14 protein-coding genes are annotated in these 18,641 nt (G+C 67.3%); 6 read left to right on the top strand and 8 right to left on the bottom strand.

What is annotated here, in order from left to right:
* Positions 1 to 122 precede the first annotated feature (122 nt).
* From ptsP to IB274_RS09025, 3 genes are read left to right on the top strand one after another with little or no spacing between them, the layout of a single operon-like run.
* On the top strand, positions 123 to 3,017 hold the full coding sequence (gene ptsP, locus IB274_RS09035; protein ID WP_192431640.1) for a phosphoenolpyruvate--protein phosphotransferase: 2,895 nt from the start codon (positions 123 to 125) through the stop codon (positions 3,015 to 3,017).
* Positions 3,017 to 3,964: a 1-phosphofructokinase gene (gene pfkB, locus IB274_RS09030; protein WP_192431639.1), complete on the top strand. Its 948-nt coding sequence runs from the start codon at positions 3,017 to 3,019 to the stop codon at positions 3,962 to 3,964. Before ptsP ends, pfkB begins: the two co-directional genes overlap by 1 nt.
* A gap of 26 nt (positions 3,965 to 3,990) precedes the next feature.
* On the top strand, positions 3,991 to 5,730 hold the full coding sequence (locus IB274_RS09025; protein WP_192431638.1) for a PTS fructose-like transporter subunit IIB: 1,740 nt from the start codon (positions 3,991 to 3,993) through the stop codon (positions 5,728 to 5,730).
* 57 nt (positions 5,731 to 5,787) lie between these two features.
* On the opposite strand, the gene IB274_RS09020 is transcribed toward IB274_RS09025, so the two are convergent.
* The 8 genes from IB274_RS09020 to arnB are packed head-to-tail and all read right to left on the bottom strand — an operon-like array spanning position 5,788 to position 14,670.
* Positions 5,788 to 7,170, bottom strand: a complete 1,383-nt coding sequence (locus IB274_RS09020; RefSeq protein ID WP_192431637.1) for a UDP-glucose dehydrogenase family protein — start codon at positions 7,168 to 7,170, stop codon at positions 5,788 to 5,790.
* 40 nt (positions 7,171 to 7,210) lie between these two features.
* Positions 7,211 to 7,639, bottom strand: a complete 429-nt coding sequence (arnF, locus tag IB274_RS09015) for a 4-amino-4-deoxy-L-arabinose-phosphoundecaprenol flippase subunit ArnF (RefSeq protein ID WP_192431636.1) — start codon at positions 7,637 to 7,639, stop codon at positions 7,211 to 7,213.
* Positions 7,636 to 7,980, bottom strand: coding sequence for a 4-amino-4-deoxy-L-arabinose-phosphoundecaprenol flippase subunit ArnE (gene arnE, locus IB274_RS09010; RefSeq protein WP_192431635.1), 345 nt, complete (start codon positions 7,978 to 7,980; stop codon positions 7,636 to 7,638). The genes arnF and arnE overlap by 4 nt, the downstream gene beginning before the upstream one ends.
* Positions 7,977 to 9,623 carry a lipid IV(A) 4-amino-4-deoxy-L-arabinosyltransferase gene (gene arnT / locus IB274_RS09005; protein ID WP_192431634.1) on the bottom strand — a complete coding sequence of 549 codons (1,647 nt, stop codon included), beginning with the start codon at positions 9,621 to 9,623 and terminating at the stop codon, positions 7,977 to 7,979. The genes arnE and arnT overlap by 4 nt, the downstream gene beginning before the upstream one ends.
* Positions 9,620 to 10,507 (bottom strand): 4-deoxy-4-formamido-L-arabinose-phosphoundecaprenol deformylase, encoded by an 888-nt coding sequence (gene arnD, locus IB274_RS09000; protein ID WP_412548416.1) that lies wholly within the window; start codon positions 10,505 to 10,507, stop codon positions 9,620 to 9,622. Before arnD ends, arnT begins: the two co-directional genes overlap by 4 nt.
* Complete coding sequence (gene arnA, locus IB274_RS08995; protein ID WP_192431632.1) at positions 10,504 to 12,522, bottom strand: bifunctional UDP-4-amino-4-deoxy-L-arabinose formyltransferase/UDP-glucuronic acid oxidase ArnA; 2,019 nt, start codon at positions 12,520 to 12,522, stop codon at positions 10,504 to 10,506. Before arnA ends, arnD begins: the two co-directional genes overlap by 4 nt.
* Positions 12,519 to 13,523, bottom strand: coding sequence for an undecaprenyl-phosphate 4-deoxy-4-formamido-L-arabinose transferase (gene arnC, locus IB274_RS08990; RefSeq protein WP_192431631.1), 1,005 nt, complete (start codon positions 13,521 to 13,523; stop codon positions 12,519 to 12,521). The genes arnA and arnC overlap by 4 nt, the downstream gene beginning before the upstream one ends.
* Positions 13,524 to 13,530: 7 nt before the next feature.
* On the bottom strand, positions 13,531 to 14,670 hold the full coding sequence (arnB, locus tag IB274_RS08985) for a UDP-4-amino-4-deoxy-L-arabinose aminotransferase (RefSeq protein WP_192431630.1): 1,140 nt from the start codon (positions 14,668 to 14,670) through the stop codon (positions 13,531 to 13,533).
* Positions 14,671 to 14,949: 279 nt separating this feature from the next.
* On the opposite strand from arnB, the gene IB274_RS29935 reads away from it, so the two are divergent.
* The 3 genes from IB274_RS29935 to IB274_RS08970 all read left to right on the top strand — a co-directional run bounded on the left by IB274_RS29935 (position 14,950) and on the right by IB274_RS08970 (position 18,628).
* Positions 14,950 to 16,989, top strand: a complete 2,040-nt coding sequence (locus IB274_RS29935) for an aminotransferase class I/II-fold pyridoxal phosphate-dependent enzyme (RefSeq protein WP_192431629.1) — start codon at positions 14,950 to 14,952, stop codon at positions 16,987 to 16,989.
* A 69-nt stretch (positions 16,990 to 17,058) separates the two neighbouring features.
* The gene (locus IB274_RS08975; protein ID WP_192431628.1) at positions 17,059 to 17,844 is read left to right on the top strand and encodes a transporter substrate-binding domain-containing protein; all 786 of its coding nucleotides are present in this window, start codon (positions 17,059 to 17,061) and stop codon (positions 17,842 to 17,844) included.
* A gap of 73 nt (positions 17,845 to 17,917) precedes the next feature.
* Positions 17,918 to 18,628 carry an ABC transporter permease gene (locus IB274_RS08970; protein ID WP_192431627.1) on the top strand — a complete coding sequence of 237 codons (711 nt, stop codon included), beginning with the start codon at positions 17,918 to 17,920 and terminating at the stop codon, positions 18,626 to 18,628.
* The last annotated feature ends 13 nt before the right edge of the window (positions 18,629 to 18,641 follow it).

Genomic DNA, 18,641 nt, shown 5'->3' with positions numbered 1-18,641 from the left:
AGCATTGCGCACGCAGTATTGCCTGAACCCTGTTCCTGCGCCGCAACCTCTAAGCTGATCACCGTACAAGCGGATAACCGCCCCAGCGCCGGCGCGTGCGAACGCCGGTGAGGAGACAAGCGATGCTCGAATTCAACGCGCAGCAGGTCCGCATGGGCCAGCGCGCTGCCGACAAGCAGGCCGCCCTGGCCATGCTCGGCTCTGCCCTCGAAGACGACGGCCTGGTTGCTCCGGGCTACCTCGCCGGGATACAGGCCCGCGAGGCGCAGGGCTCCACCTACCTCGGACAGGGCATCGCCATCCCCCACGGCACTCCGGACACGCGCCATCTGGTGCAGCGCACCGGCGTGCGCCTGATGCACTTCCCCGAGGGCGTGCAATGGGGCGACGGGCAGACCGTTCACCTGGCTATCGCCATTGCCGCCAAGTCCGACGAACACCTGCGCCTGCTGCAACTGCTCACCCGTGCGCTGGGTGACGGCGAGGTAGGTGCGGCGCTGCGTGCAGCGCAGAAGCCCGAAGACCTGCTGCAGTTGTTGCAAGGTGGGGCGTCGCAGCCGTTGTTGTTCGACGAGCAACTGGTCGGGCTCGGTGTCGCGGCCGAGGATTTCGACGAACTGGCGCTGGTCGGCGCCCGCCGCCTGAAGAAGGCCGGCTGCGTCGTGCCCGGCTTCGCTGCCGCGCTGCACGGCCAGGAAGCCCTGCCGCTGGGCGCCGGGCTCTGGTGGCAGGACAGCGAGCAATGCGTCACGCGACCCGGCCTCGTCTTCGTCACCCCCATGCGCGAGCTGAGCCACGCCGGCCAGCCGGTGCACGGCCTGTTCTGTCTGGCTCGCCAGGGCGATGCCCATGAAGCGGTATTCGCGCGCCTGTGCGACCTGCTGGTGGATGGCCGTGCCGGCGAGCTGGCGGGTACCACTTCCGTTCGCGCGGTGCTTGAGGCCCTGGGCGGCGAATTGCCGGTGGACTGGCCGAGCATCCGTGTTCCGCTGGCGAACCCCCATGGTCTTCACGCCCGCCCGGCGCAGGTGCTGATGCTGCTGGCGCGGGACTTCAGCGGAGATATCCGCGTGCGCATCGCCGAGGGCGACAGCGCCCCGGTGTCGATCCGTAGTCTGAGCAAGCTGCTCAGCCTCGGTGCGCGACGTGGGCAGATGCTGGAGTTCTTCGCCGAACCGGAGATCGCTGACGCTGCGCTGCTTGCCGTCCGCGTGGCAGTGGAACAGGGGCTGGGCGAAGAGGTCGAGCCGCTGCCGGAATCCCTCGAACCGGTCGTCGAAAGCGTCCAGTTGGACGAGCAGGAATTGCAGGCCGTGCGGGCTCCCGAAGCGGGCGCGCAGCTCCAGGCCATCCCCGCGTCGCCGGGGATTGCCCATGGCCCGGCCTACGTGCAGGTCGCCCGTGCCTTCGAGTTCGACGCGCGCGGCGAGTCAGCGGAAGCCGAACGCCGGCGCCTGGACGAGGCGCGCACGGCCATCAGCCGGGAGATCGAAACCCTGGTCGAGCGCAGCCAGGTCAAGGCGATCCGCGACATCTTCGTCACCCACCAGGCCCTGCTGGACGACCCCGAACTGCTCGCCGAGGTGCAGGCGTGGCTGGTCGAGGGCGCCAGCGCCGAAGCGGCCTGGAGCCAGGTGATCGAGCGCGTGGCCGGCGAGCAGGAGGCTCTGCGTGACGCGCTGCTGGCCGAGCGTGCGGCGGACCTGCGCGACGTCGGTCGGCGGGTGCTGGCGCGCCTGTGTGGCGTCGAGAGCGCCGTGGAACCCGACGAGCCCTACATCCTGGTGATGGATGAAGTCGGCCCGTCCGACGTGGCGCGACTGGACCCGGAACGCGTGGCTGGCATAGTCACCGCGCGCGGCGGTGCGACTTCGCACAGCGCGATCATCGCTCGCGCGCTGGGCATTCCCGCACTGGTAGGCGCCGGGGCAAGCGTGCTGGCGCTGGAGTCCGGCACGGCCCTGCTGCTGGATGGCGAGAAGGGCGAGCTGAGCATCGCGCCGGATGCGCAAACGCTGCACGCCGCTGCCGCCCAACGCGACCTGCGCCAGCGCCGCGCCGAACAAGCCGAGGCGCGCCGTCATGAGCCGGCAGTCACCCGCGACGGCCATGCCGTGGAAGTCTGCGCCAACCTTGGCGACACCGCCGGTGCGGCGAATGCCGTGGAGTTGGGGGCGGAGGGCGTGGGCCTGCTGCGCACCGAGTTCGTCTTCATGGACAACCCCCAGGCGCCGGACCAGGCGACCCAGGAGCTCGAATACCGGCGCGTCCTCGACGCCCTCGACGGCCGCCCGCTGGTGGCACGCACACTCGATGTGGGCGGCGACAAGCCGCTGCCGTACTGGCCGATCCCCGAGGAAACCAACCCCTACCTGGGCATCCGTGGCGTGCGCCTCACGCTGCAGCGCCCGCAGATTTTCCGCACCCAGCTGCGCGCCCTGCTGACTGCCGCCGCCGGCCGCCCGCTGCGCATCATGTTCCCCATGGTCGGGCAGGTGGAGGAGTGGCGGCAGGCCCGTGATCTCACCCTCGAACTCTGTGCGGAGCTGGGCGGCGAGCATGATCTCCAGCTGGGCATCATGGTCGAGGTGCCGTCCGCCGCGCTGCTGGCGCCGGTGCTGGCGCGCGAGGTGGACTTCTTCAGCGTCGGTACCAATGACCTGACCCAGTACGCGCTGGCCATCGACCGTGGCCATCCGAGCCTTTCCGCCCAGGCCGATGGCCTGCACCCGGCGGTGCTGCAACTGATCGACATGACCGTGCGTGCCGCCCATGCCCACGGCAAGTGGGTGGGGGTGTGCGGCGAGCTGGCTGCCGACCCGCTGGCGGTGCCATTGCTGGTCGGATTGGGAGTGGACGAGTTGAGCGTCTCGGCGCGCAGTATTCCCCTGGTGAAGGCGCGGGTCCGCGAGCTGGACCTGCCGACTTCCCGCGAACTGGCGCAAGCTGCCCTGACCCTGTGCTCGGCGGCGGACGTTCGCCAGAGTGTCGCCCTCGCGCTGCCGGAGGTGCACTGATGGCCCGCATCCTGACCCTGACCCTGAACCCCGCACTGGACCTCACTGTGTGTCTGCCGACGCTTGCGCCCGGCGAGGTGAATCGCAGCGAGTCGGTGCTCAGCCAGGCTGCCGGCAAAGGCGTGAACGTCGCCCAGGTGCTGGCCGACCTTGGGCATTCACTGACCGTTGCCGGCTTCCTTGGCGCGGACAACGCGCAACCCTTCGAAGCGCTGTTCCGCCGTCGCGGCTTCATTGATGCCTTCGTCCGCGTGCCGGGCGAAACCCGCAGCAACATCAAGCTTGCCGAGGGCACCGGACGCATCACCGATATCAACGGGCCCGGTCCCGAGGTCGGTGAGGCGCAGCAGGACGCGCTGCTGGATCGCCTCGACCTGATCGCCGCCGACTTCGAGATCGCCGTGGTCGCCGGCAGCCTGCCGCGCGGCGTCGATCCCCAGTGGTTGCGAGAGCTGTTGCTGCGCCTGCAGGGGCAGGGCCTGAAGGTCGCCTTCGATTGCAGCGGCGCGGCCCTGCGCGCCGGCATCGAGGCCGCGCCCTGGCTGATCAAGCCCAACGACCAGGAGCTGGGCGAGGCCTGTGGACAGCTCGCCGGCAGCACCGAGGAGTTGGCCGCGCAGGTCGAATCGCTGCGAGCTCGTGGCATTGAGCAGGTGGTGCTTTCCCAGGGCGCGGAGGGCGTGTGCTGGTTCGGCCCGCAGGGCGTCTGGCAGGCTGTGCCGCCGAAGGTGGAGGTGGCCAGTACGGTGGGCGCAGGTGATTCCCTGCTGGCCGGCATGGTCCATGGCCTGCTCGCAGGCTGGCCGGCCGAGCGCGTGTTGCGCCAGGCCACGGCGGTGGCGGCGCTGGCGGTCACTCAATTCCAGTTCGGCATCGGCGATGCGCAGCGGCTCCAGCGCATCGAAGACGCGGTGCAGGTTCAGGGGCTGGCTCCTGTCCAGTCCTGAGCGATAGAACAACAAGAGGTATGACGATGAACCTTGCCCTGATCACGGCCTGCCCCAACGGCCAGATTTCCAGTGTGCTCAGCGCTCGCCTGCTGCGTGCGGCGGCCGAGCGCCTGGGCTGGTCGGTGTGCGTCGAACAATGCGATCCGCAGCATCCGGAGCGCCAGTTGAGCGACGGCCAGATCGCCGCCGCCGATTGGGTGCTGGTGGTCAGTACGCAGCCGCTGGAGCTTTCGCGCTTCGCCGGCAAGCGCCTGGTCCAGGCCCGGCCTGCCGAGGCGCTGGCCGAGCCGGCCAGCTTCCTGCAGCGAGCGCAGGAAGAGGCGCAGGTCTGGCAGCCCGGTGAGTCTTCGAGCGCGCCGGCCGTAGCAGAGCGCGCAGCGAAGATCGTTGCCGTGACCGCCTGCCCGACGGGTGTGGCGCACACCTTCATGGCGGCCGAGGCGCTGCAGCAGACGGCGCAGCAGATGGGCATCGAGCTGCGGGTGGAAACCCAGGGCTCGGTGGGCGCGCGCAACCCGCTGACCGCGGAAGAAATCGCGGCCGCCGATGTGGTGCTGCTGGCGGCCGATATTGAGGTCAACCCCGAGCGGTTCGCCGGCAAGCGCATCTTCCGTTGTGGCACTGGCGTTGCGCTGAAGCAGCCGCAGGCGACTATCGAAGGCGCATTGAAGGAAGCGACGGTGGAGTCCGCTTCATCTGCCGGCAGCAGTGCGGCGCCAACCAGGAATGAGGCGCGCGGGGTCTACAAGCACCTGCTCACCGGCGTGTCCTTTATGCTGCCGATGGTGGTAGCGGGCGGCTTGCTGATCGCGCTGTCATTCGTCTTCGGCATCGAGGCCTTCAAGCAGCAAGGCACCCTGGCGGCGGCGCTGATGCAGATCGGCGGCGACGCGGCGTTCAAGCTGATGGTGCCGATGCTCGCGGGCTATATCGCCTGGTCCATCGCCGACCGTCCGGGCCTGGCGCCGGGGATGATCGGCGGGCTGTTGGCGAGCACGCTGGGCGCGGGCTTTCTTGGCGGCATAGTCGCCGGCCTGCTCGCGGGCTATTCGGCGCGGGCGATTGCCCAGTGGCTTCCACTGCCGACAAGCGTCGCGGCGCTCAAGCCGATCCTGATCATCCCCTTGCTGGCCAGCCTGTTCACCGGGTTGGTGATGATCTACGTGGTGGGTTCGCCGGTGGCGGCGATGATGGGTTCACTCACTGACTTTCTCGCGGGCATGGGCACCACCAACGCCATCCTGCTCGGCCTGCTGCTGGGCGGGATGATGTGTGTAGACCTGGGCGGGCCGATCAACAAGGCGGCCTACGCGTTCTCGGTGGGACTGCTCGCGTCGCAGAGTTATGCGCCGATGGCGGCGGTGATGGCTGGCGGTATGGTCCCGCCCATCGGCATGGGTATCGCCACGCTGCTGGCGCGGCGCAAGTTCGCCCAGAGCGAGCGTGAGGCGGGCAAGGCGGCGCTGGTGTTGGGGCTGTGTTTCATTTCCGAGGGGGCGATTCCCTTCGCCGCTAAGGACCCGCTGCGGGTGATCCCGGCGAGCATCGCCGGCGGTGCGCTGACCGGTGCGCTGTCGATGCTGTTCGGCTGCAAGCTGCTTGCGCCCCACGGGGGGCTGTTCGTGCTGCTGATCCCCAATGCGATCAACCACGCGTTGCTCTACCTGCTGGCGATTGCCGCGGGCAGTGTGGTGACCGGGGTGCTCTATGCGCTGCTCAAGCGCGGCGAGGCGGCGCCGATGATGGCGATGGGGCAGGTGTAACGGAGCTTGCACTGACGCAGGAGCGGACGAAGTCCGCTCCTGCTGGTTCAGCTTGGGTCAGGCGCTGCGTCGGTGACGTTGCTCGGCGGCCTGCGCCGGCACCGGCAGGCGGTGCGAGTCGCCGCGGCCCATGGGGAAGTACTCGAAGCCATAGCGTGCCACGCGCTCGGGGTCGAATAGGTTGCGCCCGTCGAAGATCACCGGCGTCTTCAGGCGGCTGGCCACCAGCTCGAAATCCGGTGCCTTGAACTGCCGCCACTCGGTGCAGATCACCAGCGCATCGGCGCCGCCCAGGGTGGCTTCCGGCGTGCCCATCAAGGTCAGGCGTTCATCGTGGCCGTACAGGCGCTGCGCTTCGGGCATGGCTTCGGGGTCGAAGGCGCGGACCTTGGCGCCGGCTTCCCATAGGGCCTCCATCAGGGTGCGGCTGGGGGCGTCGCGCATGTCGTCGGTGTTGGGCTTGAACGACAGGCCCCAGAGCGCGAAGGTGCGGCCCTTGAGCTTGCCGCCGTAATAGCTGCGGATGCGCTCGAACAGCTTGCTCTTCTGCCGCTGGTTCACTGCTTCCACCGCGCGCAGCAGGTCACTGGAGCAGTGGGCTTCCTCGGCGCTCTGGATCAGGGCCTGGACGTCCTTGGGGAAGCACGAGCCGCCGTAGCCGCAGCCGGGGTAGATGAAGTGGTAGCCGATGCGCGGGTCGGCGCCCATGCCCTGGCGTACCGCCTCGATGTCGGCGCCCAGGTGCTCGGCCAGCTCGGCGATCTGGTTGATGAAGCTGATCTTGGTGGCGAGCATGCAGTTGGCGGCGTACTTGGTCAGTTCCGCGCTGCGCAGGTTCATGCTCAGGATGCGGTCGTGGTTGCGGTTGAACGGCTCGTAGATCTCGCGCATCACGTCCAGCACCTCGGCGCTTTCGCAGCCGATGACGATGCGGTCGGGTTTGCGGCAGTCGGCCAGCGCCGAGCCTTCCTTGAGGAACTCGGGGTTGGAGACGATCTCGAAGTCCAGGCTGCGGCCTGCTTCGGCGAGCACCGCCAGCACCTTGGTCTTCACGCGGTCGCCAGTGCCCACCGGCACCGTGGACTTCTCGACGATGATCACCGGTTGGGTGCGGTGGCGGGCGATGCCTTCGGCCACCGCCAGTACGGCGCGCAGGTCGGCCGAGCCATCGGGCAGCGGTGGGGTGCCGACGGCGATGAACTGCACGCGACCATGGCCGGCGGCCTCGGCGACGTCGCTGGTGAAACGCAGGCGGCCGGCTTCCAGGTTGTCCTTTACCAGCTCGGCGAGACCCGGTTCGAAGATGCTGATCTGGCCGCGCTTGAGCTTGGCGATCTTGTCTTCGTCGATGTCCATGCACAGGACGTCGTGGCCCACTTCGGCCATGACCGCGGCCTGCACCAGGCCCACATAACCGATTCCGAATACGCTGATTTTCATGTTGTGCTCTCCCGGATAGGGACTCGAAGCGGGATTGGGGTCAGTCGAACTGCGCGCGCTCGGAGCGAGCGTCGCTGGGTTTGATGACGGTTGTTCTGTCAGGGCGGCGTGGTGCGTTGATTGCGATCACGCCGGCAATCACCAGGGCGACACCCAGGGTGCGCTGCAGGCTCAGGGGCTCGCCGAAGCCCGGCAGCAAGGCGGCGCCGAGGTAGACGAACGCATAGCTCAGGCTCAGCAACGAATAGGCGCGGCTCAGCGGCAGGTGTTTGAGGGCGAGCAGCCAGCTGAGCATCGACAGCGCATAGGCCAGGACCGCGCCGGCCAGCGCCGACAGGGCGGCAAGGTCCAGTTGCGCGAGGTCGAACGGCCAGTGCGACGGCAGGCGCGTCATGCTCCAGCGCATGCCCAGCTGCGCGCCGCTCACCAGCAGTACGCTGCCCAGAGCGAAAGCGATGCCGCGCTTCACGAGTGCATCCCCAGAAGGGCGACGCCGCCGACGATCAGCGCCACGCCGAACCAGTGGCGCGCATCGATGCGCTCGCCGAACAGGCGGCTTGCCAGCAGCGTCACCAGCACGAAGTTCAGGCTCAGCATGGGGTAGGCGACGCCCACTTCCAGGCGCTGCAGGACCAGCAGCCAGAGGAGCAGGCCGACCCCCAGGCAGGCGACGGCCAGCAGCAGCCAGGGCGAGAAGAGTTTCGCAGCCATGCTTGAAGGAGCATCGCGCCAGCTTTCCACCGCGAATTTCTGCGCCAGCTGGCCCATGCAGGTGAGCAGGCAGACTCCGGCCAGCAGCAGGGCGGTCATGGCTTGGCCTGCGGAATCAGCAGGACCACCAGGTGGTTCTGCCGGTAGCTGATGGCGTCGCTGGGCAGCATGGCCAGTTCGGCTTCGTCGCTGGCGCTGTTGACCCGCATGATCACGCCGATGGGGCCTTCGGCGCGCTCGCGCTCGATCCAGGCGTGGATGTCTTCAGGGGCTATGCTGCGGCCATGGCCTTCGGGATAACCCAGGCCGAACTTCAGCTCGCCTTCGGTGTTGAACAGCGTGATATCGCTGCGCTGGGTGCGCCAGGCAAGTGCGGTCGCGGCGCCCAGGTCGTTGCTCATGAGGCTGTGAGCGCCCTTGAGCTGCTCCAGGTGCTCGGCGATGAACTGGTCGGGCATCTTGCTGTTGACCATCTTGTTCGGCAGCGCATTGGGGACCAGTGCCACCAGCAGCCAGGCCGCAAAGGCCGGCGCCGCCCAGTAGCGATTGGGCTGCAGCAGCTGCAGCAGGCCGGCCAGCAGCCAGACGACGCAGACCAGGGCGATCATCAGCACGCTGGGCAGTTCGTCGTGGTACTGCGGGTGGCGAGCCTGCATGAACACCAGGCCGGCCAGCGCGCTGCTGCCCAGCAGCAGGTTGAGCGCGCCGTTGAGTTTCAGCGCGATCAGCCTGCGCTGCTGCAACGCACGGCCGATGGCATCGGCCATCAGCAGGGCGAGCGGGGCGAAGCAGGGCATGATGTAGGTCGGCAGCTTGCCCTTGGCCAGGCTGAAGAACAGGAACGGCATGACGAACCACAGCAGCAGGAATACCAGCTTGGAGTCGCGCCACCCCTGCATGCCGTTGCGCAGCGCCGGGATGATCAGCACCGCCCAAGGCAGTGCGCTGGCGAACAGCAGAGGCACGAAGAACCAGATCGGTCGACCGTGCTGGGCGTCTTCGGCGGCGAAGCGGCGAATGTGCTCGTTCCAGAAGAAGAAGTTCCAGAAGTCCGGCTCGCGGGCGTGGATCATCAGGGCCCAGGGCGCGCTCACCAGAATCGCTACCAGAACGGCCAGCAGACCGTAGCGCAGCAAATCGCCAAAGCGCTTCTGCAGCAATGCGTATGGAAGGCCGACGATCACCGGCAGCAGGAAGGCGAGGAAGCCCTTGGTCATGAGGCCGAAGGCACAGGCTGCGCCGATCAGGCTCCAGGCGGCGAAGCGTCCACGGGTGGTCCTGGCGTCGAAGGCGAACCACAGGGCACCGAGGCTGAGATTCACGCAGAAGGTGAACTGGGGATCGAGGTTGGCGTAGCCGGCTTGCCCGGCGATCAGCCCGAAACTCAGGTAGAACAGGCCCGCGGCCCAGGTGCGACGCGGGTCGTTCCACAACCGGCGGGCGATCAGGCTGACCAGCAAGGTGCTTAGGGCGGTGACCAGCGCCGAGCCGAAATGCACGCCGAAAAGGTTCTGGCCGAACACGGCCTGGCTGGCAGCGGTCAGCCAGTAGCCGCCGGTGGGCTTCTCGAAGTAACGCAGGCCAAGCAGATGCGGGGACACCCAGTCGCCACTCTGCAGCATGGCCTGGCTGATCTGCGCATTGCGCGACTCGTCGGGAATCCACAGCCCGTGGAAGGCCATCGGCAGCAGGATGCACAGTACGAAGGCGGCTAGCAGGGACGGGTAGGCCAGGCGCTTCATGCGTGCTGCACCCCCAGCCAGCCTTCGCGGCCGGCCAGTTCGCCGCGCACCAGGCTGGCGACGGGCAGGGTGGTCGGGTCGTCCGGCAGCAGACGGCCCAGCGGAACGAAGCGGATGCCGCCGGCCCGTGCCTGGGCCAGCAAGCGGCGGAAGTCGTGGGCCATGAGAATGCCTTCGACCTCGGCGTGAATGGTGTACACGTTCAAGGCGTCCATGTCGAAACGGGAAAGGATGTAGTCATTGAAGGCGGACGGCGCGACCTGCGGACCGACGACTTCGTCGAAGGTGGGCATATCCACCGGGATCTGCGGGGTGCCGGCGCGGCCGTCGGCCAGGCGCGGGCGGAACAGAGAGCTCCCGCGGCAATCGCTGTTGTAGCGAAAGCCGAAGCGCTCCTTGGCTTCCACGGTGCGCTCGTCGGCGCGCCAGCCGGCCACCGCCGAGCACTCCACCGGGTTGCCGAGGATGTCGGCGAGGGTATCCACGCCACGGCGGATCTGCTGCTCCAGTTGCTGCGCGCTCCAGCGGCCGGCGTTGGCCTGCCAGCCATGGTGGTCCCAGGCGTGCAGGCCGACTTCGTGGCCGGCGTCCTGGGCGCGCCGCATCAGGTGGCCCAGGTCGCGGCCGATCGGCTTGCCCGGCCAGGCGGTGCCGGCCAGGAGAATGTCCCAGCCATAAAGCCCGGCGGCGTTGGAGCGCAGCATCTTCCACAGGAACTGCGGGCGGATCAGGCGCCATAGGTGGCGCCCCATGTTGTCGGGGCCGACGCTGAAGAAGAAGGTCGCCTTGACGTCGGCTTCCTCGAGCATGTCCAGCAGCCGCGGCACACCGTCACGGGTGCCGCGGTAGGTGTCGACATCGATGCGCAGTCCTGCCCGCATCAGGCGATGCTTTTCAGCGGGACGGCGTGAGGCTGGCCGCCGACGCGCTCGGCCAGGGCTTCGCGGAGGAAGAAGTCCAGGGTCTTGCCGATGGTCTCGGACAGCTCGACGGTGGGCTGCCAGTTCAGCAGGCGACGGGCATTCTCGATGCTCGGCTTGCGGTGCGACACGTCCTGGTAGCCGTCGCCATAGAAGCTGCGGCTTTCCACTTCGCGGAAGCCGGCGAAGGGCGGGAACTGGTCGCGCAGCGGGTGGGCCTCGAACTGGCGCAGCAGCTCTTCGCCCAACTGGCGGATGCTGGCTTCGTTATCCGGGTTGCCGATGTTGACGATCTGCCCGTCGCAGCGGCCGCCTTCGTTGTCGATGATGCGTGCCAGCGCCTCGATGCCGTCATCCACGTCGGTGAAGCAGCGCTTCTGCTCGCCGCCGTCTACCAGGCGGATCGGGGTGCCTTCCACGAGGTGCAGGATCAGCTGGGTAATGGCGCGGGAGCTGCCGATACGGGCCGAGTCCAGGCGGTCCAGGCGCGGGCCCATCCAGTTGAACGGACGGAACAGCGAGAACTTCAGGCCTTTCTGGCCGTAGGCCCAGATGACGCGGTCGAGCAATTGCTTGGAGACCGAGTAGATCCAGCGCTGCTTATTGATTGGGCCGACGATGAGGTTGGAGGTGTCCTCGTCGAAGTTGGCGTCGGTGCACATGCCGTACACCTCGGAGGTGGACGGGAAGATCACGCGCTTGTTGTACTTCACGCAGTAGCGGACCAGCTTGAGGTTTTCCTCGAAGTCCAGCTCGAACACGCGCAGCGGGTTGCGGGTGTATTCGATGGGCGTGGCGATGGCCACCAGCGGCAGGACCACGTCGCACTTCTTGATGTGGTACTCGATCCACTCGGTGTGGATGCTGATGTCGCCTTCGACGAAGTGGAAGTCCGGGTTGCCTTTCAGGCGCTCGATGGCGTCGGAGCCGATGTCCAGGCCATAGACCTCGTAGTTGCCGTCACGCAGCAGGCGCTCGGACAGGTGGTTGCCGATGAAACCGTTGACGCCGAGGATCAGCACGCGGGTCTTGCGCTTGGGCTTGCCGACGGCGCCGTGCAGGCGCGAGCCATCCACCAGGCCCATCTCGCGGGCCAGTTGCGGGCCGGCGAGGAACAGGCCGCTGTCATTCTGCTGGCCGGAGAGGATTTCCAGCGAGTCTTCGCCGCAGGCGATGCGCAGGGGATCGACCGACAGCACCGAGCCGGGTGCCATGCCGTTGTTGCCGGCAGCGACGCGCGAGCTCCAGACGATCAGCTTGCGATCGCCCACCGGGGCGAAGGCGCCGGGGTAGGGCTGGGTCACGGCGCGCACCAGGTTGTGCAGTTCGCGGGCCGGGCGTTTCCAGTCGAGTTGGCCGTCCGCCGGGGTGCGGCGACCGAAGTAGCTGGCGCGGGATTCGTCCTGGGCGACTTCCTGCAGCTCGCCGCGCGCCAGGCGCGGCAGGGCGGAGGCGAGCAGCTCGCGGGTGGCTTCGCGCAGCTTGCCGTGCAGCACCAGGGCGGTGTCGTCGGCGCCGATGGCAACGCTCTGCTGGGCGAGGATGCCGCCGGCATCGGCGCGCGTGACCATGCGGTGCAGGGTCACGCCGGTCTCGGTCTCGCCGTTGACCAGCACCCAGTTGGCCGGGGCGCGGCCACGGTAGCGCGGCAGCAGCGAGCCATGCAGGTTGTAGGCGCCCTTGGCGGCGCAGGCCAGCAGTTCTTCGCTGAGCAGGTGGCGGTAGTAGAAGGAGAAGATGTACCGCGGCTGCAGCTCACGGATGCGTGCGACCCACAGCGGGTGGTTGACGTCTTCCGGGGCGTGTACCGGGATGCCCAGGCGCGCGCAGAGCTGCGCTACGGAGCCATAGAAGCGGTTTTCCTTGGGATCGTCGGCGTGAGTGAAGACGGCGTCGATCTGGTAACCGGCGGCGAGCAGCGCTTCGATGCCGGCGCAGCCGAAGTCGTGGTAGGCGAAGACGATGGTCTGCTGGGTCATGGCTGGATGGACTCGAGAGAAGGGGAAGAAGTGGTGATCTGGGCGCGCGGTGTCTCGGTGCGGACGATGCGCTCGATGAAGAAGCGGGGACGGGCTCGCACGTCGTTGTACATGCGGCCCAGGTACTCGCCGAGCAGGCCCATGCCGACCAGTTGCACGCCGGTGAACATGAACAACACGGCGAACAGCACGAACACGCCGTGGCCGGCCCAGGCGGCGCCGAACAGCAGGCGCAGTACCAGCAGCATCAGGGCAAAGGCGAAGCCGGCCACCGCCATGCCCCCGCCGACGAAGGACAGCAGGCGCAGCGGCGAGGTGGTCATGCAGGTGACCAGGTCGAACATCAGGTTGATCAGGCGCAGGAAGTCGTACTTCGACTCGCCGTGCTCGCGCTCGGCGTGGGCGACGAGGATCTCGCTGGTGTGGCGGGCGAAGCTGTTGGCCAGGATCGGGATGAAGGTGCTGCGTTCGCGGCAGGCGAGCATCGCCTTGACGATGCTCGAGCGATAAGCGCGCAGCATGCAGCCGTAGTCGTTCATCGCCACGCCGGTGGAGCGCTGCACGGCGAGGTTGATCAGCTTCGACGGCCAGCGGCGCAGGGCGGAGTCCTGGCGTTTCTGGCGCACGCTGCCGACGACGTCGTAGCCCTTGGCGGCTTCGGCCACCAGGCGCGGGATTTCTTCCGGCGGATTCTGCAGGTCGGCGTCGAGGGTGATCACCAGGTCGCCCTGGCACTGCTCGAAGCCGGCCATGATCGCCGCGTGCTGGCCGTAGTTGCGGTTGAGGATCACCGCAACCACGTGGCTGCCCGGCGCCTGTGCGGCTTCCTGCAGCAGGTCGGCGGAGCTGTCGCGGCTGCCGTCGTCGATCAGCACGATCTCGTAGTCGCGGCCCAGCTGTTCGCAGGCGGCGGTGGTGCGGCGCAGCAGCTCGGGCAGGCTGGCCTCTTCGTTGTACACCGGGATGACGATGGACACACGATTGATCGGATAGGGTTTCACGGTGGCGTTACCGGAGCAGGGTTTCGATGGCGTCGACCACACGGTCCTGGTCGGCCTGGGTCATGTCGGGGAACAGCGGGATGGAGACGATCCGCGAGGAGTTCCACTCGGTGTTGGGCAGTTGCACGTGCGGGTAGCGCTGGCGGTAGTAGCTGTGCAGGTGGCTGCCGATGAAGTGAATGCCGCTGCCGATGCCGCGTTGCTGCAGGCCCTGCATGAAGGCTTCGCGGTCGATGCCGCAGCGCTCCTGGTCGATGCGCAGGACGTACAGGTGCCAGGCGTGATGCTGCGGGTAGTCCGGCACCACCAGCGGTTGCACGGGCAGGTGCGCCAGGCGCTCGGCGTAGCCGGCGGCCAGTTCGGCGCGGCGGGCGTTGATCGCTTCGAGCTTGGGCAACTGGACCAGGGCAATGGCGGCGTTGATGTCGGTGAGGTTGTACTTGAAGCCCGGCTCCACCACCTGAGCCTGCGGCTTGCGGCCGTGGGTCAGGCGGTCGTAAGCGTCGACGCCCAGGCCATGGAACTTCAGGGTGCGTACGCGATTGGCCAGGACTTCGTCATCGGTGACGAACATGGCGCCCTCGGCGCAGGTGAGGTTCTTGATCGCGTGGAAGGAGAAGATCGCGGTGCCGCGCTGGCCAACCGGGCGGCCACGGTAGAAGGTGCCGGCAGCGTGGGCGGCGTCCTCGATCACGGGGATGCCATGGCGCAGGGCGAGTTCGTCGATCGGGTCCATGTCGCAGGCGGCGCCGGCGTAGTGCACCGGGATGATGGCGCGGGTACGCGGGGTGATCGCGGCCTCGATGCGCGCGGCGTCGGTCATCAAGGTGTCACGGTCGACATCGACGAACACCGGCGTGGCGCCCAGCAGGCTGATCATGTTGACGGTGGAAACCCAGGTTTGCGACGGGGTGATCACCTCGTCACCTGGGCCGATGCCCAGGGCCAGCAGCGCCAGATGCATGCCGCCGGTCGCGGAAGACAGTGCCACGGCGTGGCGGCAGCCGATCGACTGGGCAAAGCGTTGTTCCAGTTCGGCGTTCTTCGGTCCGGTAGTGATCCAGCCAGAGCGCAGGACTTCATTGACTGCCTGGATCTCCTCCTCGCCGATGCTGGGGCGGGAGAAGGGGAGGAAGGGCATTTCCATGTGGTGTTCCAAAGGCCGTCACGGCTCTGTCAGGGGGTGAGAGAACGCTACGGGGGAGATCGTTAAGAAGCCGTTAAGTGGATGTCGTGATTCCGTTCGTCGGTCGAACTTGCGACACGCAGTACCCGAAGAATGAGCGGGAGGCGTGAGAACGGTCTGAAAACGACATGGCTGATGTCGGAAAACGCTGTTGAACACTCGTTCATCCTTGGCTATGGTGGCCCAACGCTCCTGCGGACCCTTCTGCAGGACATTCCGTCATTCGGATGAGGCCCTTGCATGCGTTATTCGTCGCTTGTGGACAGGATGGTCGGACCCGGCGTCGCCGCCTGGGACATTCACTACGCCGCCATCGCTGCCCAGCGAGCCGGCCGCGACGTGATAGTGCTCAGCGTCGGCGACCCCGATTTCGCTACTCCGGACTTCATCACCGATGCCGCCGTTTCCGCGTTGCGCGATGGCGACACCCATTACAGTGATGTAGCCGGCAAACCCGCACTGCGCGAGGCGATCGCGGCTTTACATGAACGGCGTTTCGGCCAAAACGCAGGGCCCGAAAACGTCATCGTCGTCGCCGGTGCTCAAAACGGCCTGTTTGCTGCCGCGATGTGCCTGCTGGAGCAGGGCGACGAGGTCATCACCTTCGACCCGGTCTACGTCACCTACGAAGCCACGCTGAAAGCCACCGGCGCCGTGCTGGTCGGGGTTCCGACCCGCCCGGAAAACGGCTTCCGCCCGCTGGCCGGAGATATCGCCGCAGCGATCACCGCACGGACCAAGGCGATCTTCCTCGCGAATCCAAGCAACCCCACCGGTGTCGTGCTGGACCGCGACGAGCTACTGGCCATTGCCGCGCTGGCGGAGGCCCATGATCTCTGGGTAGTAGTGGATGAGGTCTACGAGGGCCTCACCTTCGAGCGCGAACACCAGAGCTTTGCGGCGCTGCCCGGCATGGCCGAGCGCACCCTGAGCATCGGCAGCCTGTCGAAATCCCACGCCATGACCGGCTGGCGCGCCGGCTGGATCGTCGCCAACCCGACGCTGGTCGGGCACCTGGAAAACCTCGCGCTGAACATGTTCTACGGCCTGCCGGGCTTCGTGCAGGAGGCCGCCCTCGCGGCGGTGGAGCGTCACGACGAGGTTGTCACGACAATGCGCGAGATCTACCGCCGCCGCCGAGACCTGGTGGTTGCCGCGCTGAGCGATTGCCCACGACTGAAGGTGCTGTCGCCCGAGGCCGGCATGTTCGTCATGGTCGATGTGCGCGACACCGGCCTCAGCTCGCTGGACTTCTCCTGGCAGCTGTTCCACGCCACCGGCGTCTCGGTGCTCGATGCGGCGGCCTTCGGCCCGCAGGCGGAGGGCTTTGTGCGGCTGTCCTTCGGGTTGAGCGACGAGAGCATGGCGGAGGCCTGTGCGCGGATCATCCGTTTTGTCGAAACTCTTCCGGCGAAGGCCAACGCCGTAGGAGCAGACTCCGTCCGTGATGTGGCCCGTGTCGAGGCGGGTCGCGGCCATGACTCGCTCCTACAAGAGCCGCAAGCGCAGTCCAGGCCGGTCATCGAAGTGCGCGATATCCACAAGCGCTTCGGCGACTTCGAGGTGCTCAAGGGCGTGTCGCTGTCGGCGCGCGAGGGCGAGGTGATCTCGCTGATCGGCGCCAGCGGCTCGGGCAAGAGCACCCTGCTGCGCTGCATCAACATGCTGGAGATTCCCAACCAGGGCTCGGTCACGGTCAATGGCGAGACCATCGGCCTGACCCAGAACCGCCACGGCGAGCCGATGGTGGCCGACCAGAAGCAGCTCACCCGCATCCGCTCACAGCTGGGCATGGTGTTCCAGAGCTTCAACCTGTGGCCGCACCGCACCGTGCTGGAGAACCTGATCGAGGCGCCGACCTTTGTCCTCCACGAGAGCAAGGCCGAGGCCCGCGAGCGCGCCGAGGCGCTGTTGGAGCGCGTCGGCCTGGCTGAGAAGCGCCACGAGTACCCGGCCTTTCTTTCCGGCGGCCAGCAGCAGCGCGTGGCCATTGCCCGCGCGCTGGCCGTGCGGCCGAAAGTGATGCTGTTCGACGAGCCGACCTCGGCGCTGGACCCGGAGTTGGTGGGCGAAGTGCTGAAGGTGATCCGCTCGCTGGCGGAGGAGGGGCGGACCATGATCCTGGTCACCCACGAGATGGCTTTCGCCCGCGATGTGTCCAGCCATGTGGCGTTCCTCCACAAGGGCCTGATCGAGGAGGAGGGCACCGCCGAGGAGGTCTTCTCGCGGCCGCGCAGCGAGCGCTGCCGGCAGTTCGTCAACGCGCACCAGAATCGCTGACCGATGCCGCGCTGTCGGCGCATCGATGAGCGTGACCCAACACTAAATAAAACAATGCAGGGGATCACGATGAACAAGAAAGGTCTGTGCAATCTGATGGTGGGTGCGGCGATGCTGGTGGCCGGCGTGGCGAGCGCCCACGCAGAGACGATCCGCTTCGCCCTGGCCGCCGAGCCCTATCCGCCGTTCTCGCAGAAGCAGCCCGATGGCAGCTGGGTCGGCTTCGAGCCGGACCTGATCCGCAAGGTCTGCACCGAGATGAAAGCCACCTGTGAGATCGACGAGGTGGCCTGGGATGGCATCATCCCGGCGCTGCTGGCGAAGAAGATCGACGTGATTTTCAACTCCCTGTCGATCACCGATGAGCGCGAGAAGCAGATCGCCTTCAGCCGCCCCTACTACGACACCCCGGTGGCCGTCGCCGCGCCCCAGGCGGTCGACGTGCAGATCAGCCCCGAGGGCCTGAAGGGCAAGACCATCGGCGTGCAGATTTCCACCGTCAGCTCCAACTACCTGAAGAAGTACTACGAGAAGATCGCAGACGTGCGCTACTACGACACCCAGGACTCGGTGAACGCCGACCTGGTGGCCGGGCGCATTGACCTGATGATGGCCGACGGCATCGCCGTGGCGTCCTTCGTCAAGTCGCCGGACGCCCAGGCGGCCGGCATCGTCAACAAGGGTGAAGTGAAGTACGACCCGCTGTTCGGCCGCGGCGTCGGCGCCGGTATGCGCAAGGGTGATACCGAGCTGAAGGCGAAGATGGACGAGGCCATCGGCAAGCTGCTCGCCAGCGATGACTACAAGGCGCTGTCGGACAAGTACTTCGGCATGAGCGTCGCGCCCAAGCAGTGATTCCGGCGTGAGCCGGACCCGTGCCCGCTGCGGGCACGGGGATGACCCTGAGCCTCCCACCCTGGAGACGGCCATGCAAAGCATCTTCGACCTGATCGGCTTCGGTCCCACCGGCTGGGGCCCGGCCCTGCTCAAGGGGTTGCTGGTCACCCTGCAGATTTCCGTCGGTGCCTTTCTCGTCGGCCTGCTGATCGGCCTGGCCGCGGCCAGCGCCAAGATCAGCGGACCGCGCCCGCTGGCGATGCTCGCGCGGGGCTACACCACGCTGTGCCGGGCGGTGCCGGAGCTGCTGCTGATCCTGCTGCTGTTCTACGTTGGCTCCATGGGCCTGAACCAGTTCTTCGAATGGCTCGGCTACGGCCAGGTGAAGCTCAACGGCATGATGGTGGCCATTGCCGTGCTCGGCCTGGTGCAGGGCGCCTACGCCTCGGAAATCTTCCGGGGCGCCATCCAGTCGATTCCCTATGGCCAGATCGAAGCGGCGCGCGCCTACGGCATGCACGGTTTCGGCCTGTTCCGCCGGGTGACCCTGCCGATGATGGCGCCCAACGCCCTGGCCGGCATGGCCAACCTGTGGGTCAACCTGATCAAGGACAGCGCGTTGATCAGCGTGGTGGGCACCAACGAGCTGCTCTACACCGCCAAGCAGGCTGCTGGCTCGACCCGCCACTACCTGACCTTCTACCTCACCGCGGCGGCGCTGTATTACGTGCTCACCGTGCTTTCCAACCTGTTCGCGGGCTACCTGGAGCGGCGCTTCCGCCGCTGGATTCCGGCGGTCTGAACGAGGCGCGGCG

Origin of the sequence: Pseudomonas sp. PDM18 (assembly GCF_014852585.1) — a bacterium.
Classification (GTDB): domain Bacteria; phylum Pseudomonadota; class Gammaproteobacteria; order Pseudomonadales; family Pseudomonadaceae; genus Pseudomonas.
This window is presented reverse-complemented; position numbering and strand designations above follow the sequence as displayed.